Annotated in this window: 26 protein-coding genes; 19 read left to right on the top strand and 7 right to left on the bottom strand. The window is 51.7% G+C overall.

Annotated elements, in window-relative coordinates; translation table 11 throughout:
• Nucleotides 1-10: 10 nt before the first annotated feature.
• From L9P87_RS12430 to L9P87_RS12420, 3 genes are all read right to left on the bottom strand, one after another.
• Complete coding sequence (locus L9P87_RS12430; protein ID WP_237445074.1) at nt 11-2476, bottom strand: hybrid sensor histidine kinase/response regulator; 2466 nt, start codon at nt 2474-2476, stop codon at nt 11-13.
• A gap of 157 nt (nt 2477-2633) precedes the next feature.
• Nucleotides 2634-5792 (bottom strand): efflux RND transporter permease subunit, encoded by a 3159-nt coding sequence (locus L9P87_RS12425; protein WP_237445073.1) that lies wholly within the window; start codon nt 5790-5792, stop codon nt 2634-2636.
• Entirely contained in the window at nt 5789-7081 is a 1293-nt protein-coding gene (locus tag L9P87_RS12420; RefSeq protein WP_237445072.1) for an efflux RND transporter periplasmic adaptor subunit, read from the bottom strand. Before L9P87_RS12420 ends, L9P87_RS12425 begins: the two co-directional genes overlap by 4 nt.
• A 370-nt stretch (nt 7082-7451) precedes the next feature.
• Here L9P87_RS12420 and L9P87_RS12415 point away from each other — a divergent pair, with 370 nt between their 5' ends.
• The 10 genes from L9P87_RS12415 to L9P87_RS12370 all read left to right on the top strand — a co-directional run bounded on the left by L9P87_RS12415 (nt 7452) and on the right by L9P87_RS12370 (nt 14144).
• Nucleotides 7452-7865, top strand: a complete 414-nt coding sequence (locus tag L9P87_RS12415; RefSeq protein ID WP_237445071.1) for an ExbD/TolR family protein — start codon at nt 7452-7454, stop codon at nt 7863-7865.
• 46 nt (nt 7866-7911) lie between these two features.
• On the top strand, nt 7912-8922 hold the full coding sequence (locus tag L9P87_RS12410) for a hypothetical protein (RefSeq protein ID WP_237445070.1): 1011 nt from the start codon (nt 7912-7914) through the stop codon (nt 8920-8922).
• A 157-nt stretch (nt 8923-9079) separates the two neighbouring features.
• Nucleotides 9080-9637 (top strand): cytochrome b, encoded by a 558-nt coding sequence (locus tag L9P87_RS12405; RefSeq protein WP_237445069.1) that lies wholly within the window; start codon nt 9080-9082, stop codon nt 9635-9637.
• 47 nt (nt 9638-9684) lie between these two features.
• A complete protein-coding gene (locus L9P87_RS12400; RefSeq protein ID WP_237445068.1) occupies nt 9685-10263 on the top strand; it encodes a YceI family protein in 579 nt (192 codons plus the stop codon).
• Between the two features lie 139 nt (nt 10264-10402).
• A complete protein-coding gene (locus tag L9P87_RS12395; protein WP_237445067.1) occupies nt 10403-11143 on the top strand; it encodes a TSUP family transporter in 741 nt (246 codons plus the stop codon).
• Nucleotides 11144-11152: 9 nt separating this feature from the next.
• Nucleotides 11153-11401: a DUF6868 family protein gene (locus L9P87_RS12390; RefSeq protein WP_237445066.1), complete on the top strand. Its 249-nt coding sequence runs from the start codon at nt 11153-11155 to the stop codon at nt 11399-11401.
• A 159-nt stretch (nt 11402-11560) separates the two neighbouring features.
• On the top strand, nt 11561-12157 hold the full coding sequence (locus tag L9P87_RS12385; RefSeq protein ID WP_237445065.1) for a ZrgA family zinc uptake protein: 597 nt from the start codon (nt 11561-11563) through the stop codon (nt 12155-12157).
• A 5-nt stretch (nt 12158-12162) separates the two neighbouring features.
• Nucleotides 12163-12624, top strand: a complete 462-nt coding sequence (locus L9P87_RS12380) for a Fur family transcriptional regulator (RefSeq protein ID WP_237445064.1) — start codon at nt 12163-12165, stop codon at nt 12622-12624.
• 23 nt (nt 12625-12647) lie between these two features.
• Nucleotides 12648-13046: a MerC domain-containing protein gene (locus L9P87_RS12375; protein ID WP_237445063.1), complete on the top strand. Its 399-nt coding sequence runs from the start codon at nt 12648-12650 to the stop codon at nt 13044-13046.
• Nucleotides 13047-13136: 90 nt separating this feature from the next.
• Entirely contained in the window at nt 13137-14144 is a 1008-nt protein-coding gene (locus L9P87_RS12370; protein WP_237445062.1) for a CobW family GTP-binding protein, read from the top strand.
• 5 nt (nt 14145-14149) lie between these two features.
• Here L9P87_RS12370 and L9P87_RS12365 read toward each other — a convergent pair whose 3' ends face one another.
• Nucleotides 14150-14758, bottom strand: a complete 609-nt coding sequence (locus tag L9P87_RS12365; RefSeq protein WP_237445061.1) for a DUF3299 domain-containing protein — start codon at nt 14756-14758, stop codon at nt 14150-14152.
• 84 nt (nt 14759-14842) lie between these two features.
• On the opposite strand from L9P87_RS12365, the gene L9P87_RS12360 reads away from it, so the two are divergent.
• The 4 genes from L9P87_RS12360 to L9P87_RS12345 are packed head-to-tail and all read left to right on the top strand — an operon-like array spanning nt 14843 to nt 17941.
• Nucleotides 14843-15523 carry an ABC transporter ATP-binding protein gene (locus L9P87_RS12360; protein WP_237445060.1) on the top strand — a complete coding sequence of 227 codons (681 nt, stop codon included), beginning with the start codon at nt 14843-14845 and terminating at the stop codon, nt 15521-15523.
• Nucleotides 15523-16764, top strand: coding sequence for an ABC transporter permease (locus L9P87_RS12355; RefSeq protein WP_237445472.1), 1242 nt, complete (start codon nt 15523-15525; stop codon nt 16762-16764). The genes L9P87_RS12360 and L9P87_RS12355 overlap by 1 nt, the downstream gene beginning before the upstream one ends.
• Before the next feature lie 30 nt (nt 16765-16794).
• The gene (locus L9P87_RS12350; RefSeq protein WP_237445059.1) at nt 16795-17376 is read left to right on the top strand and encodes a porin family protein; all 582 of its coding nucleotides are present in this window, start codon (nt 16795-16797) and stop codon (nt 17374-17376) included.
• 46 nt (nt 17377-17422) lie between these two features.
• Nucleotides 17423-17941 carry a macro domain-containing protein gene (locus tag L9P87_RS12345; RefSeq protein ID WP_237445058.1) on the top strand — a complete coding sequence of 173 codons (519 nt, stop codon included), beginning with the start codon at nt 17423-17425 and terminating at the stop codon, nt 17939-17941.
• A gap of 18 nt (nt 17942-17959) precedes the next feature.
• On the opposite strand, the gene L9P87_RS12340 is transcribed toward L9P87_RS12345, so the two are convergent.
• Nucleotides 17960-18892, bottom strand: a complete 933-nt coding sequence (locus tag L9P87_RS12340; protein WP_237445057.1) for a LysR family transcriptional regulator — start codon at nt 18890-18892, stop codon at nt 17960-17962.
• Between the two features lie 93 nt (nt 18893-18985).
• Between L9P87_RS12340 and L9P87_RS12335 the strand changes: the two genes are divergently transcribed.
• The 4 genes from L9P87_RS12335 to L9P87_RS12325 all read left to right on the top strand — a co-directional run bounded on the left by L9P87_RS12335 (nt 18986) and on the right by L9P87_RS12325 (nt 21391).
• A complete protein-coding gene (locus tag L9P87_RS12335) occupies nt 18986-19855 on the top strand; it encodes a sterol desaturase family protein (RefSeq protein WP_237445056.1) in 870 nt (289 codons plus the stop codon).
• A gap of 308 nt (nt 19856-20163) precedes the next feature.
• Nucleotides 20164-20568, top strand: a complete 405-nt coding sequence (locus L9P87_RS17950; protein ID WP_253073289.1) for a metal-dependent hydrolase — start codon at nt 20164-20166, stop codon at nt 20566-20568.
• Complete coding sequence (locus L9P87_RS17945; protein ID WP_253073288.1) at nt 20477-20983, top strand: metal-dependent hydrolase; 507 nt, start codon at nt 20477-20479, stop codon at nt 20981-20983. The genes L9P87_RS17950 and L9P87_RS17945 overlap by 92 nt, the downstream gene beginning before the upstream one ends.
• A gap of 138 nt (nt 20984-21121) precedes the next feature.
• The gene (locus L9P87_RS12325; protein WP_237445055.1) at nt 21122-21391 is read left to right on the top strand and encodes a hypothetical protein; all 270 of its coding nucleotides are present in this window, start codon (nt 21122-21124) and stop codon (nt 21389-21391) included.
• 66 nt (nt 21392-21457) lie between these two features.
• On the opposite strand, the gene L9P87_RS12320 is transcribed toward L9P87_RS12325, so the two are convergent.
• Nucleotides 21458-22096 (bottom strand): PadR family transcriptional regulator, encoded by a 639-nt coding sequence (locus L9P87_RS12320; RefSeq protein ID WP_237445054.1) that lies wholly within the window; start codon nt 22094-22096, stop codon nt 21458-21460.
• Nucleotides 22097-22202: 106 nt separating this feature from the next.
• Here L9P87_RS12320 and L9P87_RS12315 point away from each other — a divergent pair, with 106 nt between their 5' ends.
• Nucleotides 22203-23300: a dienelactone hydrolase family protein gene (locus L9P87_RS12315; protein ID WP_237445053.1), complete on the top strand. Its 1098-nt coding sequence runs from the start codon at nt 22203-22205 to the stop codon at nt 23298-23300.
• 39 nt (nt 23301-23339) lie between these two features.
• Here the strand turns inward: L9P87_RS12315 and L9P87_RS12310 are convergent, their stop codons facing one another.
• On the bottom strand, nt 23340-24374 hold the full coding sequence (locus L9P87_RS12310) for an AraC family transcriptional regulator (protein ID WP_237445052.1): 1035 nt from the start codon (nt 24372-24374) through the stop codon (nt 23340-23342).
• Nucleotides 24375-24460: the final 86 nt, after the last annotated feature.

Below are 24460 nucleotides of genomic sequence, written 5' to 3'. Positions count from 1 at the left end.
GATTATACACCTAATTCAAGGCTCTGACCCTGTTGCCCTGCTGGTTATAACTCGTCGATAACTGCTGCGCCAGCACCTCGGCTAAACGCTCACTGTGCAGCGGCTTAGCCAGGAATGCCACCATCCCGGCCTCATAGCACTGGCGCTGGTAATCCTCGGACACATGGGCAGTCAGGGCGACAATTTTTAATGGTTTGCCGAGGTCGAGACTACTAATGATCTTGGTTGCCGCAATCCCTCCCATGACGGGCATTTCACAATCCATTAACACCAGATCGTAATGCGGTCCTGTCGACAACACTTTATCGACCGCCTGCTGGCCATTAGCAACCACGTCGGCGGTGATTTTATAACGCTTCAGCATGCCGATAATCACCTGTTGATTGACCACATTATCCTCGGCCACCAAGACCCGACAGCCAGGATAGATTGTCGTCAACGCCGCCGACGCTGCCCCGTCGCGCTGCAGACTCTCAACACCCTGTGTTAAGGGTAGCCAAAAGCTGACCGTGGCACCGCTGCCGCTGTTATTCACTATACTGATATCACCGCCCATCATCCTCACTAACTGGCGACAAATTGACAGCCCAAGACCGGTGCCGCCGAAACGGCCAGCAATAGTCTTATCCTGCTGTTCAAAAGCCTCGAATATTTTACTCGTCTCTTTTTCGTTTATCCCCATGCCGTTATCAATCACCTCAAATACCAGATTATTCTGCTGGTCGCCGGTCATTATGCGGCAGTGGATGCTCACCTTGCCTCGGGCGGTAAACTTAATGGCATTGGAAAGCAGGTTATTGATAATTTGCTGCAGTCTGAAGGGGTCAAGATGAACATACTGAGGCACCGAGGGGTGGCACTCGACAAACAATTTAACACCTTTGTTTTCGGCCACACCAAAATAGGGAAACGTGACCTGTTCAAACAGCTGATGCAAATCAACATCTTGCTCGTCAAATTGAAGCTTGCCCGCATCCATCTTAGACAGATCCAGGATATCGTTCAGCAGTGATTCCAGGTTTTTACCGCTGCTTTCCATCACCGTCAGATACTGCCGCTGCTCGGCATCGATCTTGGTATTTTTCAGCAGTTCGGCCATGCCGACAAGACCATTAAGCGGCGTTCTTATCTCGTGACTCATCCTTGCCAAGAAGGCAGACTTGGTTTTGTTTTCAGCCTTTGCCACCAGCGCCTGCATGGTCAGCTTATCCTTGCTACGACGGTCATCTAGGATCTTCTTAGAAACCCCGATGGCGAAAAAAATAGACTGTACCAACATGCCAAACTCATAGCCGTGACGTATCAATGGGTGCGGCAAAATAACCCCAAGGCTGCTGAGATGGGTTAACGAACAGAAAAATATAAAACAGAGATTACCGAGGGCAAAAATCCACAGTTTACGCTTGGTTTGCCACCAGACATAGGGGCCTATAACCAACAGCGAAAGCATCGTCAGACCGACCAGTATCATCAAGTAATCCACCGATACGGCAACCTTGATAAAGGGGATAGAAACAAGGTGTACCGCCCCGGCAAACAGCAGTACGGCAAGGTATTTATCCACCCAGGGCATGGTCTCCTTGCTTTCAAAATAGCTGCGGCTAAAACCAATAAATGTCACCAACATGCCACCCACAGTAATGCTGTACATATGGGTATTCATCCACACATTGTCGGGCCAGAGAGATGTCAGATAACCACCGCTGCTGGCGACGATCAGCGCCGACAGCGAGACAAAGGCTAGGTAGTAAATGGCATCGGATGAATCACGCACATAGCCGACAAACACAGTGAGAAATAACAATATGCCCATTAACATGCCAAGGATGACATTGGAGATATTACGCTTTAAAAACGATTCGCCAGAATAGCTGATCGGGTCAAACAAATAAGGTTTTACCTCGACAAAATACGGCGTCCGAGCACGAATATAAATAACCTGCTCGGTCTCGGCGGTCAGCTCCAGCGGAAAAGCGTAAAAACGACCACGGATCGGCGCCAGCTCGCTACGGCTCAAGCCAACGCTGTAATGGTTCTGGGAATTGTTAAAGCCGACGCTGTATACGTCGAGTTCCCAGAACAGCACCTCATTGAAATCCAGCACCAACTGCTGGCTGTAACCACTGCTATTTTTCAGCTTAAAACGCAGCCAATAGACGGTATTATTCTTCAGCACAAAAGTCGTCGGTAATGGCGCAAACTGATGAGGGGTTTTGCCGTCTTCTAACACCTGAAGCGTCAGCTGCTCACTGTCATCGGCAAGATACTCCAGATGCGGCTGCAGCATCATCGACAACGGTTTGCCATCGACATCGACCGTCAATGCGCCACCACTCAAGGCGTTATCATTCTGCGAGGTCAGCGGCGTACTGGCCGCCGCCGACTCGCTAAAGACTGTCAGCGGAAGTAACATAAGCGCCAACAATAGCAGACGTAGTGAATATTTTTTTATGGCGACAGCAAGAAAATCTATCATTGAATCTTTCCTTAATTCAATGCAGAAAGGCCGTGGCATCGGCCTATCAAACAAGAGTAACAAATCTTATTATTGTTTATTAATCAACTAAGACTATTACATATCTGGGCAACAAAAAAGCCATAGCGCCGAATAAAACGGCACTATTTACTGGCTGTTAATGTTTCCAGCCAACACTTTCACGCCCGCCTCGGAGCTTACCGACAAGTGACTTTGCATCCTCCAATAACACGTATAAACACGGCAGTAACAACAGGGTTAACGGCGTCGCAAAGAGAATGCCAAACGACAGTGAAATCGCCATCGGCACAAACAAACCGGTGGCCAGACTGTCGGTTAAAATCAGCGGGATCAAACCGACAAAAGTGGTGGTTGAGGTGAGGATAATTGGCCGGAATCGCTCGACCCCTGCGGTGCTCACCGCCGTCATCAGATCGACACCGTCTCGGCGTTTCTGATTAATGCAGTCGACCAGGATCAAACAGGCATTAACCACCACCCCGGACAAGGCGACGATTCCCAGCGTTGAGAAGAACACCAACGGCTTGCCAAAAACATAATGCCCCAACACCGCCCCCATCGCGCCGAAGGGAATAATTGCCATAATCAACAGTGGCTGCAGATAGGATTTCAGCGGGATGGCCAATAATGTAAAGACAACAATCAACGCCAGAGCGACCAGTCGAATCAAGCCGGCCATGGTGTCGGCTCGCTCCTCTGCCTCCCCAGCAAGGCCAGCCTTCATATCGGGAAATTTATGCTGAATGTCACCAAAGACACCGTCTTCCAGCGCCGATAAAACCTGCTCTGGGCTGCTGACGGTGCGATCGATCTCCGCCTGCACGTGAATAATACGCAACCCCTCTTCACGCTGAATTGACGAGAAACCATCGCCCAGCTTGATCTCTGCCACCGAACTGAACGGCACCTCGATGCCGTCCTTGGTGCGGATACGCATCATCTCTAAGTCCGCCAGTGAGCGACGTTCGGCCTCTGGGTAGCGCACCATGACTTTGACATCATCACGGCCACGCTGAATACGTTGCACCTCGCGCCCATAGAAGGCTGACTGCACCTGCGTGGCCAGGTCTTCGACGGTGAGGTCGAGGTTGCGGGCGTTATCCAGCAACCGTAGTTCTACCTCCTGTTTGCCACTTCTAAAGGTATCGGATATATCGTATACCGCCGGATAAGCCGCCAGGGTCTGGCGCAGCATCGCCGCCGCTTCTTTTAACTCGTCAAGGCTGTCGCTGCTCAGTTGGATATCGATGGCCTTGCCGGCGGAGAATGCCGCAGCGGTATATACCAACTCAACCGCATCGGCAACAGGCCCGGTCAACTCGCGCCAACGGGACACCATCTCACTGGGTGTGGTGCCGGTATAATCCATCGGTATATCGAGCTGCACAGACACCTCTGCAAACTGACTGCCAGCATTACCGCCGCCATCGATCGAACCGCGGGCAAGCTTAGAGCCGATCGACACCATGGTATGCTTTACCATGCTGTCCTCACCCGGCAGTCGCTGACTATCTAGTTCTTTACCCAGCGCAACAGCACCCTGCTGTATCTGCTCGGCGGCCTTTGCTGTCAACTCTACCGGCGTTCCCTCCGGCATCGTCAGCGTGGCGTACAAACGGTTGCCATCGACCGGCGGAAAAAAGTAAAAAATGATACGACTACTGGCCACCAACGAGACGATGATAATCACCACCGCAAAGGCGACCGCGACCGCGGCATAACGCCAGGACAGCACCTTCAACAGAAATGGCCGGTACACTTCGCGACTGAATTGTCCCAGCCACGCGGCAAAGCGATCTTGGAAGCGCTGCCAGCGGCCGGCGGGCTTTTCGTTCTTCGCCCGATGGCTGAGGTGAGCAGGCAGAATTAATTGCGACTCGATCAGACTAAAGGCCAGAGCAATAATCGCTGTCGCACCAATACCGGCGAAGAAAGACCCCATGGTGCCCGGCAAATACATAATGGGGATAAACGTTGCCATCGTGGTCAACACACCAAAGATAACCGGTATGGAGACCTCACCACTGCCCTTTACCGCCGCATCTCGCGGCGACAAGCCCTGCTCCTGGTGATAATAAACCCGCTCACCGATGACAATGGCATCGTCAACCAACACCCCCAAAACCAAGATGAAGGCCATGACTGTCAGGGTGCTGATTGAAATGCCCAGCGGCACAAAAGTCGCCACCGTTCCCAGCAGCGCAATAGGAATACCGGCGGCCACCCAGATCGCCAAACTAAAACGCAAAAATAGCGCCAACACCAAGAACACCAGTAACAAACCGCTGATCGCATTATCACTTAACACATCTAACCGTTCGACTAAGTCCTGGGACTCATCCTTCCAAATACTCAGCGCCAAGCCTTCAGGAATATGCGTCTCAGCCTCATCGACATACTGTTTGACAACATCGGCAATCTCGAGAATATCCTCGTTACCGATACGCTTCACCTCGACAACAATTGCCGGTTTACCGTCGTAATAAGCCCGTAAATCGCCGTCTTCAAAGCCATCAATCACCTCGGCGATATCCCCCAGCGGCAGGCTGGTGCCATCGGCAAAGGTGAGAATACTGATTTTCTCAAAATCGGCGACAGTATTCGCCTGACCAATGGTTCTGACACTGATTTCACCGACTTCGGTCTTAATCGAGCCACCGGGCAAGTCGAGTGAGCCCTTGGCTATCGCCTTCGCCACTTGATCCAGCGTAAGACCGTAGCGCCGTAAATTTTGCTCCGAGACCTCTATCGAAATCTCATAGGGGCGGACATAGGAGACAAAAACCTGCGACACTTGGTTAAACGCCAGCAAGTCGCTGCGGATGTTTTCTCCCACTTCTTTCAGCGTCCGCTCATCGGCATGACCAAACACTGCAATCTGTAAAACATGGGTTAAAATCGTCACCTGCTGAGTGATCGGGCGGTCGGCATCGACAGGAAAACTATCGATGGCGTCAACCTTGGTCTTAATATCGTTCAGCGCTTTCACCTTATCGGTGTCGGCAAATAACTGCACCATTACCTGACAATAACCCTCCGATACCGTAGAGGTGACTTTATCGATACCGTCGATGCCGACAATCGACTCCTCAATTCGGACACAGACGGTCTGCTCCATCTCAATCGGTGAGGCACCGTTATAACGAACACCGACCGCAATCATATCCGGATCGATATTGGGAAATTCCTCCTGGTGTATCATCGGCAGAGCCATCAACCCCGAGATAATAAGAATGAACATTAATAGGTTGGCGGCAACCGTGTTATCGATAAACCAGGTAATGACCGATCTCATAAGGTATCACCGGTAACCAACGCGGGAACCAACGCCTCAGCCTTGGCCGGAGCCGTCTGCGGTAACTCCGCATCAACAATCAGCGGCTGTGCACTGTGATTATCCTCGACGACCATCAACGGATTGATTTGCATTCCTTGCACCACGATTTGCATGGCGGTTAAACACACCTTCTCACCGGCCTCTAAGCCGCCGCTGATGATGACGCTGTCCTGTTGGATACGGAGAATATCGACGCGGCGAAAACTCACACGATTTTGCTCATCAACGACTAACACTTCATTTTTGTTGCGAATCGCCGAGCGGGGTAGCTCGATGACATTATCGACGGTACGGCCGTGTATATAAGCATCGACAAACAATCCAACGAGTAATGCTGGGCTGTTATCGGCAACCTGCACCGGATTAACACTGGTATTTTCTACCCGTACCACACCGTAAAACATCCGGCTGCGCTCATCGATCTCTGCCTCGGTGCGTACCAGCCGCCCCTGCCAGGCAAATGGTAGGCCAGCGTAATTGGCGGTAACATCGACAATCGGCGTCTGCGACGGTTGTAGCAGGCCGCGGGCATCGGAGGGAAGATCTAAATAGGCAAACTGACGGTTGGCTATCGGCAGGCGGATCTCAACAGCGCTGCTGTCATAGACCGTCGCCACAGCCTCACCGCGGGAGACAAACTGACCGGCATCGACATGCTCGCTGCGCACACGGCCATTATAGGGGGCATGTATCTCGGTTCGCTTAATATCCAATTTAGCCTGCGCAACATTGACCTTGGCCTCTCGCAACCCAGCCTCAGCCAATCGGAAGCGGCTGCGTGCATCATCGAGTTGCGCCTGACTGGCCAGGCTTTTTTGTCGCAGTTTATCCTGACGACCGAACTCCTTCTCGGCATATTCATGCTCTACCTCGGCACGAATCAAGCCGGCGGTGGCACGCTCCAAATTGGTTTGATAATCGCTGTCATCGATCCGTAGCAACAACTCGCCGCTGTCGAAGTGACCACCACTGACCAGGGCCGGCGCCACCCAGACCACCTTGCCGGCCACCTCTGAGGTGAGCTGACTCTCAACACTCGGCGCCACAACCCCTTGGGTCTGCACCTTTAACTGCATCGATTTAGGAGCAACCTCGGCCACCCGCACCGTAATGATATTGCGTTTAACCTCTCGGGGCTGCAATTGTGGCTTGGTGGCCATCAGCACCACCGACACCAAAACAGAGAATAAAAGCACAGCTACCACAACCAGAATTTTCACTGGCACCAACGCCACTATCTTATTCACACCACACACCCTAACCGATTACTCGGATTGTTTATTCATTATAATTATCGACAACAGTCATCGTATTTTCTGACCAGGGCAACATCATACGGTAAAGCGGCATAGGCGACGATAGTGTTTTATGCCAACTTCATTGACATAACTAACGCAAAAACCATGGCTGGCGGAGATTTGAGCGTGAAAAGCCCACTTTTCTGTTACCCCTAGGTTAATATAGGTAACACATTGATGCGTGTCAGTTACATTCCGCTCAAGTTTCGTGACAATTCACCCACTATAGGTAGCTCTACTTAGTTAGACGCTTTTATTCCGTCAACGATAAGGCTAAGATACGCGCACTATTAGTGATAATGATAACGGAGCAATAGCTGTGAGAAGTGTACGTAGACATGAAGCAGAGTCAGAAGAAGCAGACATTGATTTAACACCAATGCTCGACGTTGTATTTATCATGCTGATTTTCTTTATCGTTACAGCCTCTTTTATCAAAGAATCTGGTATTGAGATCAGCCGCCCTGACGCCAACCAAGCAGAAGCAGCGCCCAGCGAAAGCAAAAACATTGTTGTTATGGTAACTGCCAGCGATGAAATTTGGATGGAAAATCGCCGTATCGACCAACGTGCCGTTCGCGCCAACATCACCAAACTACGCGCCGAGAACCCAGAGGCCGCTGTGATTATCCAGGCACATAATAAGTCTACCGCCGATGTCTATACACAGATTGCCGATGCCGCACGCTCTGCCAATATATACAGCGTATCGCTGGTGATCAAAGAAGATTAATCGAGCGATTATTGCCGACAAAAACCGAGCCTTGCTCGGTTTTTTTATGCCTATTCATCACCGTCGACCGACAGCAGAGCGAATATCAACCATGGCCGCCAACTCTCTAACCTATTCCCTATTGCCGACCTTAGTACTGACACTCACCATAGCCGTTAGCCAGACGACAAACAGCGCCGAGATCGACAGCTATACCGGCCGTCACCTGCTGACCGAAGATGCCCAGATTGCCCTCAACCAAGAGCTTAATCGTCGTTTCAAGTTTGGCATCGCCGGCGCCAACCAGGCCATGGCCGAGGCACAGACAGGTTGCGATACAGACAAACTCTACCAACAATTACGCTACGCCTTCGCCGGCAACAAAGACGCACTGGTAGGCAATGACATCGTTAGCCAACTCAGCGACGACAGCAATATACCCAGCGTCATCGTGCAGCGGCCGGATTCGGTCTACCGTGACATTTCATTGATCAGCGGCATCGACCTCTATACCGGCGGCCTCGGCGCCATTATCGACATCAACGGAAATATCATCGGGGTCGATAAAATCGGCCATTTTTTGGCTCAGGGCTGGGATTATTTTCAGGCCATCGAAGTCGAGGGCGGCAGCCTCGACGAGGCCATGCAGTGGGGCGAAAAAACAGAGGCCAGCTACTATGGCCTATGGACGACCGGCTTGTTCTCCCACGCCGACCTAACGGCCAACTTTAATGGCTACCGTTTTTGGTTAGCGCTATTATCCCCCGACAGAGACCCCTTAAACGCCACCGCCAGCGCCTATCTGCACTGTGACAATCAGCAGTGGCTGATCAACCGGCCGTTGGATATTGCCGATTATATCGATGGCGCCTGGGACGAGGCTAATAATTGCCTCGACTTTGCCAGCGATGCCATTGCCGATGGTGTGCAACACAATATCGATGCGTTGCAGCTCACCCGCGAGCAATCGACCTGCCCGATTAAGCCGCAGCGCTGTCAACTGGCGGTCAAAAAATATGGCGACTACAGCGCGATGCTGTTGCATCCGCGCTGCCAACACGCCGTCTCGCCAGACTAACCATCGGCCCTCGAACCGGTTGAGCGCTTTGAGACTACAATGCATTAGAACAATGGTTTAACGCATTAAACAATGTTCACACATTGTCACAAAAAGCCGCTTTGTGATTACAATACCGCCGTCAACAGTGACAAAAAACACGAGGAGTTGAGCACGCATGCAGTGGAGAAACAATCAACAACGCTGGGGGATGACGGCAATATTTCTGCACTGGCTGGTCGCCATTGCAGTCATCGGTCTGTTCGGCCTCGGCTGGTGGATGACCGGCCTCAGCTATTACGATGTCTGGTACAAGCAGGGCCCTTACATCCACAAAAGCATTGCCCTGATTCTGTTTGCCGTCGTCATCGGCCGTATGGTGTGGCGCAAGCTCGACCCACCTCCAGCACACAATACACACCATGCCCGCTGGGAAATTAACATCGCCAAAATCACCCACGGTGCGCTATACCTATTACTGCTTATTATTTTCGTCAGTGGCTATTTGATCTCCACCGCCGATGGTCGAGCCATCAGCGTCTTCGATTGGTTTGAGGTACCGGCAACTATCCAAGGTATTACCAACCAGGAAGATATTGCCGGCGCCATTCACTGGTACGGGGCCTGCGTACTGATGACGACAGTGGGGCTGCATGCCCTCGGCGCGCTCAAGCATCAAATTATCGACAAGGACGGAACGCTTTCGCGTATGTTCGGTCTAGTCAACAAGCGTTAGCATTTAAGCTATCTTCAACCACTTTATTAATGACAGAGAGAGCACCTATGAAATTGAACATTGCCAAACCACTGCTACTATCCAGCCTTATGCTACTCACGCCATCACTATGGGCCGATAGCTACAAGATCGACACCGAGGGTGCTCACGCCTCGGTTGAGTTCAAAATCAAACACCTGGGTTATAGTTGGTTGGTCGGCCGCTTCAATACCTTCGACGGTGAGTTTAATTACGATGCCGCCACGCCCGGCGACGCCACTGTCAACGTCACTATCGATACCACCAGCATCGACTCCAATCACGCCGAGCGCGATAAGCACTTGCGTGGCAAAGACTTCTTAAACGTCGCCAAATTCCCTAAGGCCGAATTCAACAGCCAGTCGTTTACCGACCTCGGCGATGGCAAGGCTACACTGATTGGCGAGCTAACCCTGCACGGCGTGACCAAGGCCGTCACCATCGATGTGGTGAAAATCGGCGAAGGCCAGGACCCTTGGGGCGGCTATCGCCTAGGCTTTGAAGGCACAACCAGCATTGCGCTGAAAGACTTCGGCATCGATTACAACCTAGGCCCAGCCTCTACCCACGTTGAGCTGACGCTAAATGTTGAAGGTATTAAGCAGTAAAACACTACTCTTGTGTTAGATAAAGCCAGCGAGAATCGCAGACTGGTGCGTCTCGCCGACTACCCGGCACTCATTATTATCGAGTGCCGTTAGAACCCCACCCCCGCTTATAGGTCTCTCCATCGATATTTCTTGGCAATTGCTGACGCTGTTTAGCCTACTCGGTTTTATCTCTGGCTTTTTAAATGCCATCGCTGGCGGTGGCGGGCTTATAACTCTACCGATTTTATTGTGGGCTGGGCTGCCGCCACTGCAGGCCCTGGCCACCAATAAGTGTCAAAGCGTCTTTGGCACGCTGTCGTCCTCGCTTCATTTTTTTCAACAGGGCTTTATTGACCTCAAACACCTGGCCCCGGCGATGATATTAGTGGTGGTTGTCAGCGCGGCATCGACCTGGGGGGTACAGCAGCTACCCGATCAAGCACTGCAGCAATTACTGCCCTACGCCCTGATTGGTATTGCGCTTTATACTTGGCTGTCACCCCATATTGGCGACAGCGATCACCCCGCCAGGGTGTCACATAGGACATTCACCGTCATCGCCGGCTGCGGTGTCGGCTTCTACGGTGGCTTCTTCGGTCCCGGCATGGGCGCGGTAACTGCCTTGCTGATTGCCAGTTTGCTCGGTTACAATCTTAGTAAGGCAACAGCTAATGCCAAGCCTTTGGTTTTGCTCAGTAACCTTTCATCGTTAGTGGTGTTTATCGGCAGCGGCCACGTGCTCTGGACGATTGGCCTGACAATGGCCTTCAGCCAAATTATTGGCGCCAGAATTGGCTCAACCGTAGTCATCCATCATGGCAGCAGAGTGATTAAACCCCTGCTGCTGCTGGTCACAATTGCCATTGCCATTAATTTACTGCTCAACACTGCTTCATAGGAGCTCCCCATGGAGAACTTGACCACACTTACCGGCTTTTTTGGCTGGACGGCCATCATCAACCTCGCCATTTACCTGGTCACCGCCCTCGCCCTGGCCGTGTTCAAAGACAGTATTAAACAGCTACACGCCCAGTTAACCGGCGTTGCCGTCGACCAACTCGACAGTCTCTACTTTCAGTATCTGGCACAGTACAAGCTAGCCATTGTTATTTTTTCTCTCACGCCTTATTTGGCACTGAAACTGATGGCGGGTTAAGCGACGAATGTATTGTCGCGACACTGGTCCCACCAGCGCCGCAGCCGATGCTCTGACCGTCACTACCACGGCTGACCTGTAGCAGCAGTGCCGCGCTTTACCTTAAAAATGATATGATATATCATACATACAATTATCCCACCGCCAGAGGCCTGCCCGATGCTTAAACAGTGCTTTATAACTATTGGTCTGATTATCAGCGCATCCTCGCTGGCCGACAACAATGCTCATCAAAACCACGGTGACCATCATCACAGCGCCAGCCAGCCTGCTGGCAACCAGCAGCCTCACTTGCACGGCACCGCAGAATTAACCCTGGCCTTGGAGGCCAACCGACTGGCAATCAGCCTAGCCTCTCCGGCGGCCAATATTGTTGGTTTTGAGCATACAGCATCATCCGAGTCACAAAAACAGACTGTTGCACAGGCTAAATCGCTACTCGAAGCGTCCTCAGATATGTTCACGTTCTCCGGCGGTGAATGCCATCTCAGCCAGGCTGCAGCGGATATGTCAGCATTAACCGAGCGTGACGAGGATGAACACCACCAGCACCACGATGAGCACCAGAACAATCACAGCGAAATCAACGCCAGCTATTTTTTTGAGTGCCAGCAGGGTCAAAAATTACAGACTGTAACCGTTAATCTTTTTCACTATTTTACCGGCCTCGAAACCCTCAATGTCAGCTGGCTTACCGATCACCAACAGGGCGCCAGTGAATTAACCGCCAACTCCCGTGTTATCCGCCTCAGGTAAGCTTTATGAATAATCTACAGGCTATTATCAGCCATGCGGAAAACAGCTGCAAAGCCCATGGCAGCAGACTGACCCCCAAACGGAAACAGATTCTATCCGGGCTATTACAGTCGGATCGCGCCATGTCGGCCTATGAATTGGTCGATTATTGTAAAGGGGAATATGGCGAATCACCGCCGCCGATGTCAGTCTATCGTATTCTCGATTTTTTACAGAGCGAGCACTTGGTTCACAAACTGAATTTGGCTAATAAATACATTGCCTGCGCTCATATCACCTGCGATCACGACCACGGTGTGCCGCAATTTTTAATTTGTGGCCGCTGTCAACGGGTCGAAGAAATCACCGTCGGCAAAGCCACCATCGACAGCTTAAAACACAACGTAGAAGACGCCGGCTTTTACCTGGCCAGCCCACAGCTGGAAATGGACTGCCTGTGCAAAGCCTGCCACGACAACCCCGCCTAAAAAATCCTATTAAGACGAGTACTATGAAAAATATTCAAACCCTTGCCGATACAGCAGCCATCAGCCTGTCCCTAGCATGCACTGTCCACTGTCTGGCACTGCCCTTCATTATGGTATTTTTACCCGCGCTGAGCGCGGCCAATTTGGCCGACGAATCCTTCCACCAGTGGATGTTGATTGCCGTTATTCCGACCAGTTTTTTGGCGCTGGCCTTAGGCTGTAAAAAGCACCGCCACTACAGAGTACTGGTGCCGGGCATTGCCGGCATCAGCCTATTAGTATTGGCTGCCACACTCGGTCACGACTTGCTTGGCGAACGCGGTGAGACAGTCCTGACGGTGTTGGGTGCTTGCATTATCGCCGCCGGCCATTATTTCAATCATCGACTGTGTCGCCAAAGTCGCTGTGCCTGTCATCACTAGATGGCAACCAGTGGGGATATGCCGACACCCTGCTAATGAATACATGCTCAAAGCATCCGATAAACTTTTTTTAAAAAACAGTTCGCCGCCATGAAAAACAGTGCCAAAAAGCTTAACGCCATCCCAACCAATATCATTACCGGTTTTCTCGGTGCGGGAAAAACCTCGGCTATTTTACACTTATTAAAAGCCAAGCCCGCCGATGAACGCTGGGCGGTACTGGTCAATGAATTTGGTGAAATTGGTGTCGATGGCAGTTTATTCCAAGGCCAGCACAGCGAACAGCAGCAGGTGTATATCCGAGAAGTTGCCGGTGGTTGCATGTGTTGCGCCGCCGGTCTGCCGATGAATATTGCCCTGAGTCAACTACTGACACGCGCCAGACCTCACCGACTATTGATCGAGCCCTCAGGCTTGGGCCACCCGATTGAGGTGCTGGCAGCACTGAGCACCGAGTATTACCGGGAGGTGCTATCAGTCGAGAAGATCTTAACCTTGGTAGATGCCCGTAAACTCTCCGACGAGCGTTATACCGGGCATACAACCTTTAACCAACAAATTGCCATTGCCGATGTGATTGTGGGCAATAAACAAGACCTCTATCAAGACCAACACAAGACGCAACTTGCTCAGTATGTCAAAGCCAAGGCTTGCTCTGAGGTGAAGATTGTATTGACCGAACAGGGGCGACTCACCACGGATTTATTACAGGGGGGGACCACGACGACAATCGACGCCGCCGCCCATCAACACCAGCAACAACCTCGTGACACCTTGGACGAAAGCCCTCTGCCCGCCTGCGGATATATCAAGGCGGAGAATAAGGGCGACGACTTTGGCAGTATTGGCTGGCGCTTCGAACCAGAAAAACTGTTCAACCGAGACCGGTTATTAGCCTTTTTAAACGGCCTCGAGGTCGAGAGAATGAAGGCGGTCTTTATCACCGAACAGGGTATTTATGGCTACAACCTGACCAGCGATGCGTTGACAGAGGTTGAATTGGATGACTGTATGCAAAGCCGTGTGGAAATTATTGCCAGCGAATTCTTGCCCTCTTGGGAACAGCAACTGCTGGCCTGTATTGAGCCAGCAGATTAACCACGCTAGTCTTCGTAATACTCTAAGGTCGACACATCCATGGTATAGGCTGCCGTTGCCATATCATTCTGTATCAGGTTGGTTTGCAGTACGCCGGACACCCAAAATGGCTTATACAGCGCATCAAACTTGAAGCCCTCGGAGGATTTTACGTAAACAATTTGATTCGGTGGCGGCGGCGGAACGTGGATACAGGCACCAAAAAATGGCACGATAAAAAATTCGGTAATTAATTGCTCACTGTTATATTCCAACGGCACAATAAAACCTGGCAGGCGAACGGCAACACCGTTCATCTCCGCTTTAATCGCCGTGGAGACCAGCGCCTGTTGATAGCGGTCATCCGCCGCCGCTGTAATCGTCGCCTGCAGCTGATTACTCATTTGATCTTCCGGCGAGCCATCGGCAATCTCATCCAAATAGTCGGGGGGGCTTAACAGAGCATCCAGATCGTCCTGCGGAATCAAATCCACCCACTCGATGGTTTTAAAATCACCAGGTTTGGTTGTTTCAGAAAGCGTGGCCTCGGCATGCGCCACTCCGCCAGCCAGGCAGGTCAGATACAAACACACGATCACACGCCCGGTCACTTGCCACCTTTTTTCTGTCTTCAATTTTTTCACCACACTATTTAATATCGAACGCCTCAATGATACGATGTATCATTGCGATTTGACAAGCGATTACCGAAGGCTGCCATGACGATTCAATTAACCGATGTGCTTTTTGCCTACCCTGAAACAGCGCAGCAGACGGTGCTCGACATCAAGTCTATGTCGGTCTCTGCCGGCGAGCAGGTGTTTATTCATGGTCCCTCTGGCGGCGGAAAATCGACGCTACTGAATCTATTAAGCGGCATGATCCAGGCAGACAGCGGCCAGGTCTCGGTGCTCGGAAAACGGCTGGATAAGATGACCAGCCGACAGCGCGACCGCTTTAGAGCCGATCATATCGGCTATATTTTTCAGCAATTTAATCTTATCCCCTATCTTGATGCCATCGATAATATTCAACTGGCGCACCATTTTTCGAAGCGTCAATCAGCCTCATCTTTAACCGACGAGATCGCAGCGTTGCTGCTGAGCTTTCGTATCGATCAAGCCGATTGGCATAAACCGGTGTCCAAGCTCAGTATCGGCCAACAACAACGCATAGCCATTGTCAGGGCCATGATCAATAAGCCCGAGTTACTGATTGCCGATGAACCCACCTCATCACTGGATCAAGACAACCGGGATAACTTTATGGCTGAGCTGATGACAGTTGTTGCCGAACAGAAGACCACACTGCTTTTTGTCAGTCATGACATGTCTTTGGCCAGCTACTTTGATCGCCACGCAGCCCTGTCGAGTATCAATAATCGGGGAGACCTGTGCTGATGTTTTTTCGGCTGGCTTTAAAAAGCTTATTTAACCGCAAGGGATCTGTTGTTCTCACCGTTCTTGCCATGAGTGTTAGCATCTTCGTCATGTTGGGTGTCGAACATATTCGCAGCCAAACCAAGGAAAGCTTTAACAGCACCGTATCCGGTGTCGACCTGGTCGTTGGTGCCAGGACCGGCAGCCTCAACCTATTGCTCTATTCGGTTTTTCGTATCGGTTCGCCCACCAACAATATCAGCTGGCATACCTACCAAAACATCACCGAACAGCCAAATATCGCCTGGTCGATCCCTCTCTCTCTCGGTGACTCCCATAAAGGCTACCGTGTCATGGGCACCAATACCGATTATTTCAAACACTTCAACTATGGCCGACAAAGGCCGCTCGTGTTCACTGAGGGCAAGCCGTTTGCCGATATCTTTGATGTGGTTGTTGGCGCAGAGGTGGCGACAAAACTGGGCTATTCCGTCGGCGACAGCATCATCTTATCGCACGGCCTTGGCAGCACCAGCTTCAGCCACCACGACGACAGGCCATTCACCGTGGTCGGCATATTGGCGTCCACCGGAACACCGGTAGACCAAACCCTGCACGTCAGCCTCCAGGGCATAGAGGCGATTCATATCGACTGGCAGGGCGGGGGGAAAGCAGCCGGTAGCACTCTTACCCCCGAGCAGCTGCAATCAATGACTCTGACCCCATCCACGATTACCGCGGTGCTGTTAGGCCTGGACTCCAGAATGGCAACATTCCGAGTTCAACGAGAGATTAACAATTATCGCCAAGAGCCACTGACGGCTATTTTACCGGGCGTCGCACTGGCCGAACTGTGGCAGATGATGGGCTTATTAGAACATTCACTGCGGCTGATTTCCGGCCTTATTATGGTGGCTGCACTACTGGGATTAAGCGCTATGATGCTGGCCTCCATCAGAGAACGTAAAAGTGAAATACATTTGCTACGGATCATCGGTGCCTCGCCGATGTTTCTCTTTCTATTGATCGAAATGGAGGCACTATTAATCAGTGCTGTCAGTATCGTGCTGGCGACGGGCGGTCTTTATGTCGGCCTGCTGTTGACCGAGGGAATGCTGGCATCGCACTTTGGCCTACATATTGGCACCTCTATTATTTCAAACAGCAGTCTGCTCTTTATTCTGTTGATTGTCAGCGCCACGATTGTGGCCGCGGCGCTGCCTTCTTTCCTCGCCTATAAACATGCTAAGGTTAGTCAATAAATTGATCGCGTTTTTTCAGGGTTATCAGGCATGACTACGCGCCCAGCATGGATAAAACGTCACCGTCAGGATAATAATATGAAGATAGTGAATGCCGCGGTCAGTGTATTAATGTTGGCCAGCCTAAGCCAGGTGGCGACAGCCGCCAGTGCCGGCACCGGTGGCCTGAGCACTGCATTTTCAAAAAATTCGACCAGTATTGGTGTCGCCCTGGGCTCGGGCAGCGCCTTCGACGATGACTACCTTATTCTGGGCGTCAGCGCCGGTTATTATCTGTTCAATGGCCTGGAGCTGGGGATAGATGTTCAGCACTGGTTTTCCGGCGACCCATCGATTACCAAGGTCAGCCCCAAGATCACCTATGTCTTCACCCAACCCGACGTGATCAAACCCTATTTAGGGATGTTTTATCGTCGCTCGTTCTACGGCGACTATCAGGGCATCAGCATTGATGATGAGAATTCCTACGGCTACCGCGCTGGGGCTTATTTCAACACCGACAGCCGGGTGAATATTGGCGGCGGTATTGTCCATGAGAAATATACCGACTGCAGCCGCTTTTACGACTGCTCTACCACCTATCCGGAATTACTCTTTACCGTCAGTTTCTGATCACCGCGTGCACACCCCAGCCCCTATTGATAACGAGCCCAGCACTATGCCCAACCTCCATATTATCGAGGGTGATATCACCCTGGCCACCGTCGATGCCATCGTCAACGCCGCCGACCCAATGCTGCTCGGTGGCGGCGGTGTCGACGGCGCTATTCATCAGGCCGCAGGGCCGACGCTGTTATCGGAGTGCTTAAAAATAAAGGCGGTGAGAAAGATTCGCTGCCCGGTCGGTGAGGCGCGGATCACCGCTGCTGGCAACCTGGCATCGCGCTATGTGATTCACACCGTCGGGCCAAAATATCACCGCGAGGAGCAGCCGCAAAAACTGCTGGCCGCGGCCTACCGACAATCGCTGTCGTTAGCACTGGAAAATAACTGCCAATCGATAGCCTTTCCCGCCATTTCCTGCGGCGCTTACGGCTACCCGATACGGGAGGCCGCCGAGGTTGCAATACAGACATGTCTGGCGGACGAATTTAAAAATATCGATATTCTGTTCTATCTCTACGGCCAGAAGAACTACAGCATTTGGCAGTCGGTACTCGATAAAAAGAATCGTTAGGCACTAATAGTTGCGCGGCTAATCGCCCACCTCAACCTCACCAGTCATGGCCTTGACCACACTACGCAGCTGCTGCAACAGCCATCGATTGGCCGGGTCCTGATCGAAGGCCTTCGACCACATCATGTAGACAGGGACTCGGGGCACGTCGATGGGAAAGGGATAGACATCCAGCCCCAATGCCTCGGCATAACGTGAGGCCAGGTGCTGGGGGACCGTGGCGATGTATTCGCTGCTGGCCACCGCCGCCAGCAAGCTGATGTATTGGGTGACCTGTACACCGATTTTCCGCTCTTGCATCTGAGCCGAGCCGAGGATTTTTTCCAATGGCAGCAACCGACCCTGATGCGGTAAAACGGCGTGGGTGGCGTTAAAAAAATCCTCGATGGTGATCGCCTTTTTTATCCTCGGGTGCTGTTTCTTCGCCACCACCATCAGCGTTTCTTCGGTCACCACCTCGCAGTGGATTCTGTCATCCTTGACCGGAAAAGCATCGAGCATCACATCGGCCTGGGCATGGATCAGCGGTGTGGCGGAATTATCTAAAATAGTCTGCAGGTTATAGCGAATCTGCAGGGCATCTCGCTCAACGTTTGCCAGCAGCTCGGGCAGCACTACAAACTCGAAATAATCACCGCTGATAATACTAAAGCTATGGGGATGGGCGCTGGGGTCAAAGCTGTTTTGCTGGCTTAAGCCCTGGCGCAGCTGAGACAGCCCCGCCTGTATATCGTGATACAACACCTCGGCCTTGGGTGTCGGCACCACCCCTTTACTGGTGCGAACAAACAAAGGGTCGTTGAGTGTGTCCCGCAGGCGTTGAACCGCCGCACTCATCGCCGGCTGGCTCATCGCCAACCGCTGGGCGGCCTTGGCGTACTGGCCTGTCTCCATCACCGCCTCAAAAATCGGCAGTAGGTTCAGATCGATCGATCTCAAATTCAGCTTCATGGAAGTTACTTATCAGGAATATCGATTATCAATATAAATTATTGTTCCCTACTATGGTAGTCACAACAACCAATAACAATGATGTGATCTCTTATGGAACAATTACTCAGCGCAATCGTCCTGGTTTTTATCGTGCTCGCCGCGCTCTGGGAACTGGCCAGCGGCCGCAATAAAGACGGTAAGAAAACCAAACAAGATTGGTATATGGCATTTTTAACCACCGCCATGATGCTACTCGTACAGCGGCCACTGCTGGTCATTGCCATCTCGCTAATCATGATAACGCTGTTTCCCGCCAGCGCCGGCAGCCTGGCCTGGCTCCAGCAGGACTACTTTTGGTGGGCGCTGATCGGCTTTTTTTGTATCGAGGAATTCCTCCATGGCAGCGCCCATTTATTTGCCCACGCCAGACGGCCTAAGCTAAAAGCGCTGCAGTGGATTCAAGCGTTTTATAAAATGAATCACCGCCCTCATCATTTGTCTGGCGGCACCGATAACAAGGGACAGGTGTCGGTTACTCAGACGTTTATTAACGGCTGGGCATGGTGGTTTATTTTACCCAACTACTGGTTTCAATTAATCACATTGTATTTTGGTTTAACCGAGGTGTTTTTAGTGGCGACGGTGTTTAAAGGCCTGTGGTCGGCACACACCCATGTGAACTGGAATTACGATTTGTATTTTCTCAACCACCACAACAAATGGGTACGCCGTATCATGTGGGGGCTGTGCCATGTGATCACCTTTCCCACCCAGCATCATCAGCATCACTCGCGCAGTAAAAACTCGGCGAAAAACGTCACCGCCACCCTGGCCATCTATGATTGGTTGATCTTTAAAACATTAGCGATCGAGACCAGCAAACCGAAAATCTATGGCTGGCGTCAATCGGAAGAAGAAGCCAACAGCGTGCTGAAGCGTTACTTTAATATCAATATTAAAAAGTATATGCCAGACCGTTAAGTCGCTATAAATATACGGTAAGCAGCTCTCTTGCCCTAAAAAAAATCACTGCGGCGATGTTGATCATCACCGCCGCAATGATTTTAATCTCTTTTAACGACAGGGCTCAACATCGGGTCGCACTCAATAATTTTTACCATTCGAGGGCGCTAATACCCCGATGGCGGCCCCGATGACTGTAAAATTTTTCAATTGTATTTGGGCTGGCCTGGTCTCAATGCTAAATTAGCAACGCGACACATCGTCTGTCGCCGCTATTTTTAACGACTCGAAAAAATAATCGCCACCTTGGATAAGAGCGAACCACCATGCCAGAGATGAAAGTACGCAAGATTGATTTTCAATTTACCGATGACATCCCCTTTCAGTGGAATCCGGGCAACCCTTACTGGGGCAATTTCATCAACTTCGCCGCCTTTGTTGCACCGGCCTTTGAACGCTATTTTATTCGGGCCACCCGCGCGGCGATGCCGAGAATCAGCAATGCAGCAATAGCCAAGGATGCCGACCTTTTTTGCCTGCAGGAAGCACAGCATTCAAAACATCATCTCGCCCACCTGAAGATGTTAACCACTAAAAACCCTGCCCTAAAAGACGCTGGGCTTGCCGTGGCCAAGTCCTATGAGAATTTACTGGCCAGAATTTCATCTCGCCTACGCGGCCATTGTGGAGCTTTGCTTCGGCCCCTTTGCTCAATTTGTCGTCGACAATAGAGAGACCCTATTCGTCGACGCTGACCCACGAGTCGCCTCGTTCTTTTTATGGCACATGGTGGAAGAGTTTGAACACCGCAACGCCGCCATCGATATCTACAATGATGTGGTCGGCAGCTATTGGTTCCGGCTGAAAACAGTGCCCAAGGTGATCAAGCACCTGGCCGAGATCAATACTATTATCGAGACCGCCTTTCAACAGCATTGCCCGCCACAGACAGGGCAGGTGGCGCTGTGGAAGACCGCACCATTCTTTAAGCACGTACCGCTAAAAAACCGTATGTCCACCCTCTATCAACTGAGCTGTACACTGCTGCCCTACCACAGGCCTGACAGCTTACGGCAGCCTGAATGGGTTGGTCAGTGGGTTGCCGATGAGGCTGCCGGTGTTGATATGACAACTTATTACCCCTAGTCTTTGACGGTATTGCTACCAGCTCACACATCTGGCAGGCATATCGACGATAATTTTGTTAGGCTGAATAGATAACACGGCAATCAGCAACAGAGTCAGCACACTGGATTAACGAAACACATGAAAGAGGGCTTTAAGGTGCAGGAAAAAATAACGACAATCGTTAACTACCTCAATGAGGTAAAGACACGCTGCACCTTTAATGCCGCTGCAGAAGCACTGGGCATTACCCCCCACGCGCTGAAGAAACAATTAGGCGAGCCGCGTCCAGAAGCCTCCTGGTTGGTTAGCCCAACCACCGGCGACCCCATTCGCTACACCGACAGCGAGAAACACCCGGAGCTGTATCGCACCACCCGCATTATTACTTCGGCAAAGGTATTAAAGCGTAATCTTGATCTGACATAGCCGGCGCCGTTTCTGCGCGAGGCTGTCGATAGGTGTCACAGTCGCCTATCGGTGGTTGCGGATATCTTACTGCGCGGCGTTCTTCAACAACTCTTTTAAGCGATCCACCTCAACCCGATACTCTGCCAACGATTGAGCGCTGATATTATCATGGTCTAACCGATCCAAATACGACCGTGCCTGACGCGCCCAACTTAATCTGGCCTCGGTCATTTGATTGACAAACTTAATGGTTAACACATGCAGGTGGCCGGTGGCTGATGTCGCCCACGTTTGCTGCTCCAGGGTCTGCTCACAGGTATCGATGGTAATCTGTAAGTCTTGCAGGGTTTGCTGCTCTATTCGATCAACCAAGGCATGCGTCAACCCAGCCTCGCCAATATCTGAAAAAGCCAATTGCAACAGTGTTTCGTACTCGATGCGCATGGTATGGGCGCTGCTCTTCAGCCACGTCTGTAACGCCTGCCTACCCTGCTGATTAATACGGTACACACGGCGTTTTCGCCCCCCCTGCTGTTGCTGCTCGCTGTCGGCAAGTTGGTGCTTTTCGAGGTTTTTGATTTCGGTATAGATACGACTCTCTACCCGCGGCCAAGAGGCGCGGACAATACTGCCCTGCATGACCTTATTCAGCTCATAGGCCGACCAATCACGATAATTGAGAAACCCAAGCAGGGCAAAAGAGGTGGGGGTTAATTTGCTCATGACTTGACTATAGTCCTACATGGAGTATGTTAATACTCCAACATAGAGTATCTATACTCTAATTATATACAGCTGCCAGCCCCTGTTGGCAAGTAGGGAGATCAGGATGAAGAAGTTTGTCATAGCCGTTGTCGCCATCGTCGCCGTGGTTGCGGGTTTACTGCAGGTTGAGGTGGTGCGCAACGGCATTGTCGCCATGGGCTTACCGGATTTTCCCGACTGGCCTGAGCCCCAGGCAACCTTACGCGTGGGCGACAGCGGTAAGATTTATTATCCGACGGCCACCCCCTTTGACTTGGATGTGATCTTCGCCGGCATGACTGAGGCAACCCCCACCACCGGCCTGGGTTATTTCTCCATGCCACAAAATGTTGCTCCCAATACTCAGGTGCCGGCGATGATTTTACTGCCCGGCAGTGGGGGTATTGCACCGGGCCGTGAGCAGGAATACGCGGCGTTTTTAAACACTCTCGGCATTGCCGCCTTTGTGGTCGAATACTACGAGCCCCGCGGCTTGATCAAGGGCACTAATTACATTGTTCGCGTCTCGGGGGTAACAGAGTTCGATATTATCAGCGATGCCTATTCTGCCCTCAAACTGTTGGCCAGCCATCCGCAGATCGATGATCAACGCATTGGCGTCATGGGGTTCTCCTACGGCGGCATGGCCACACGCCTGGCCATGGATGACCGTTTTCGTCAGCAACTGGCGCCGCAGTCCTCGGGCTTTGCCCTGCATGTCGATGTCTACGGCCCGTGTTTTCAAAATTTAAACACCGGCCAGACCAATGGTGCGCCGCTGTTAACTCTGCGCGGCACGGAAGATAAGTCGAATGATTTGGCCGCCTGTAAACTACGTGAGCAGGAGATGCGGAACATCGGTGTTGACGTCGAAACCCATATCTATCAAGGTGCAGGCCATGCCTGGGAAAACTTTGCCCCCCGTGAGATGAAGGACGAATCGCCCTATTTAAGCGGCTGTGAGATCAGCTATGACGAGCAGGGGCTGTCGTACTTAAACGGCGAGCGCATTATGCACTACCCCGCAGACGCCAGCCGAGTAGAGCGCATTACCAAGCGACTATCGAGCAGCGATAAATTTTCGGGCTGCTTAGATTATGGCTATATCGTCGGCAACGATAAGAAAACCAAACAACAGGCCTACAGCGATGTGCAGGCTTTCTTAACCAAGCACTTCTTTTAAAGGGGCAATGCCGTACTCGGCTGTGAGTGCGGCATGACCTTAAGACCCAATGCTCGAGCGGCGAAAGTTAGCCGGCGTCTGACCATTAGACCAACGCTTGAATGCCTCACGAAAACTCCGTACATCGGAGAACCCCATATTCAGTGCGATCGATTCCACCGATTGCGCCGTCGATAACAGCAGCTGTTTGGCCTTGTTAAAACGGTACTCGTCGCTTAACGATTGATAGCTATAGCCCGCCTGGGTCAGGTGACGACGTAGGGTTCTCGACGATTGGTTGAAATGACGGGCCAACTCTTCGATGCTGGCCACACCATCGCGTTGATCGAGGTAATGTCGAATCGCCGCCACCAAACCATAATCAGCCTGCACTGTTTTTAACTGGTTGTAACAAATTTGCGCCATGAGTCGCAGGGTTTGCGGCGCCGCCAAGGGCAGTCGTGTTGCCAGTAATGCTGACTCGAAGATAAAACAGTTGGTCTCGGCCGAGGCCGTTACCGGGCAGCCATAATGCTGCCGATAAGCCGGCAATAATACTGGCGCTATATCTTTTTTCATACTGACCGATGTCAACGTCATTGGTTGCAACAGCAGATCAGACAACAGCCGATACAGCGATGCCATGGTGGCGTCGACCTCCAGTGCCAACGCCGGCTGATCCTCGGTACTGGGGTTGATCCGCCACACCGCTTGCTCGTCGTCACGACGAAGCTCCAACGCCAAGCCGGGGCTGAGAATGGCGGCATAGGTAACCAACAGCTCCAGAGCCTCGCCGAGAGTGTTGCAACTCGCCGCCCCCAGCCCCAGCACACCGTAGTGACTGAGCGTCATTGTCGCCCCGACCCGCAGCCCCAGCAGTGGGTCTGTATTGGCCTGGGCAATTGCCTGATAAAGCCTCAACTCCTGCTCGGTAGTCAGCCGCAGTGCCGGGTTTTCAAAGGCCTTGGGATCGACGCCGGCGGCCATCATCATCGGCCGCGTGGCCACACCCTGCTGGCGCAGGGCGGCAAATAAACTCTGAATTTCAAAGCTGTACCACAGCGCAATAGCCTGCGGATGATCATCATGGGGCATTTTATCACCTTATGTCCGAAATTCTTCCCTTGTTGGCCATATTGTTATCTAACTTAGTGTCACAAGGCAACGTAATCTAGGGTAAA

The sequence above is a fragment of the Sinobacterium norvegicum genome (genome assembly GCF_923077115.1).
Lineage (GTDB): Bacteria > Pseudomonadota > Gammaproteobacteria > Pseudomonadales > Sinobacteriaceae > Sinobacterium > Sinobacterium norvegicum.
This window is presented reverse-complemented; position numbering and strand designations above follow the sequence as displayed.

Bases quoted from the DNA above. Each gene is read 5' to 3' on its own strand.
- L9P87_RS12390 (WP_237445066.1), top strand. From the start codon at position 11,153: ATGGAGAACTTGACCACACTTACCGGCTTTTTTGGCTGGACGGCCATC.
- L9P87_RS12375 (WP_237445063.1), top strand. From the start codon at position 12,648: ATGAAAAATATTCAAACCCTTGCCGATACAGCAGCCATCAGCCTGTCC.
- L9P87_RS12370 (WP_237445062.1), top strand. From the start codon at position 13,137: ATGAAAAACAGTGCCAAAAAGCTTAACGCCATCCCAACCAATATCATT.
- L9P87_RS12335 (WP_237445056.1), top strand. From the start codon at position 18,986: ATGGAACAATTACTCAGCGCAATCGTCCTGGTTTTTATCGTGCTCGCC.
- L9P87_RS12320 (WP_237445054.1), bottom strand. From the start codon at position 22,096: ATGAGCAAATTAACCCCCACCTCTTTTGCCCTGCTTGGGTTTCTCAAT.
- L9P87_RS17945 (WP_253073288.1), top strand. From the start codon at position 20,477: ATGAGAATTTACTGGCCAGAATTTCATCTCGCCTACGCGGCCATTGTG.
- L9P87_RS12380 (WP_237445064.1), top strand. From the start codon at position 12,163: ATGAATAATCTACAGGCTATTATCAGCCATGCGGAAAACAGCTGCAAA.
- L9P87_RS17950 (WP_253073289.1), top strand. From the start codon at position 20,164: ATGCCAGAGATGAAAGTACGCAAGATTGATTTTCAATTTACCGATGAC.
- L9P87_RS12405 (WP_237445069.1), top strand. From the start codon at position 9,080: ATGCAGTGGAGAAACAATCAACAACGCTGGGGGATGACGGCAATATTT.
- L9P87_RS12400 (WP_237445068.1), top strand. From the start codon at position 9,685: ATGAAATTGAACATTGCCAAACCACTGCTACTATCCAGCCTTATGCTA.
- L9P87_RS12410 (WP_237445070.1), top strand. From the start codon at position 7,912: ATGCCTATTCATCACCGTCGACCGACAGCAGAGCGAATATCAACCATG.
- L9P87_RS12345 (WP_237445058.1), top strand. From the start codon at position 17,423: ATGCCCAACCTCCATATTATCGAGGGTGATATCACCCTGGCCACCGTC.
- L9P87_RS12430 (WP_237445074.1), bottom strand. From the start codon at position 2,476: ATGATAGATTTTCTTGCTGTCGCCATAAAAAAATATTCACTACGTCTG.
- L9P87_RS12350 (WP_237445059.1), top strand. From the start codon at position 16,795: ATGACTACGCGCCCAGCATGGATAAAACGTCACCGTCAGGATAATAAT.
- L9P87_RS12425 (WP_237445073.1), bottom strand. From the start codon at position 5,792: ATGAGATCGGTCATTACCTGGTTTATCGATAACACGGTTGCCGCCAAC.
- L9P87_RS12385 (WP_237445065.1), top strand. From the start codon at position 11,561: ATGCTTAAACAGTGCTTTATAACTATTGGTCTGATTATCAGCGCATCC.
- L9P87_RS12315 (WP_237445053.1), top strand. From the start codon at position 22,203: ATGAAGAAGTTTGTCATAGCCGTTGTCGCCATCGTCGCCGTGGTTGCG.
- L9P87_RS12310 (WP_237445052.1), bottom strand. From the start codon at position 24,374: ATGCCCCATGATGATCATCCGCAGGCTATTGCGCTGTGGTACAGCTTT.
- L9P87_RS12340 (WP_237445057.1), bottom strand. From the start codon at position 18,892: ATGAAGCTGAATTTGAGATCGATCGATCTGAACCTACTGCCGATTTTT.
- L9P87_RS12355 (WP_237445472.1), top strand. From the start codon at position 15,523: ATGTTTTTTCGGCTGGCTTTAAAAAGCTTATTTAACCGCAAGGGATCT.
- L9P87_RS12360 (WP_237445060.1), top strand. From the start codon at position 14,843: ATGACGATTCAATTAACCGATGTGCTTTTTGCCTACCCTGAAACAGCG.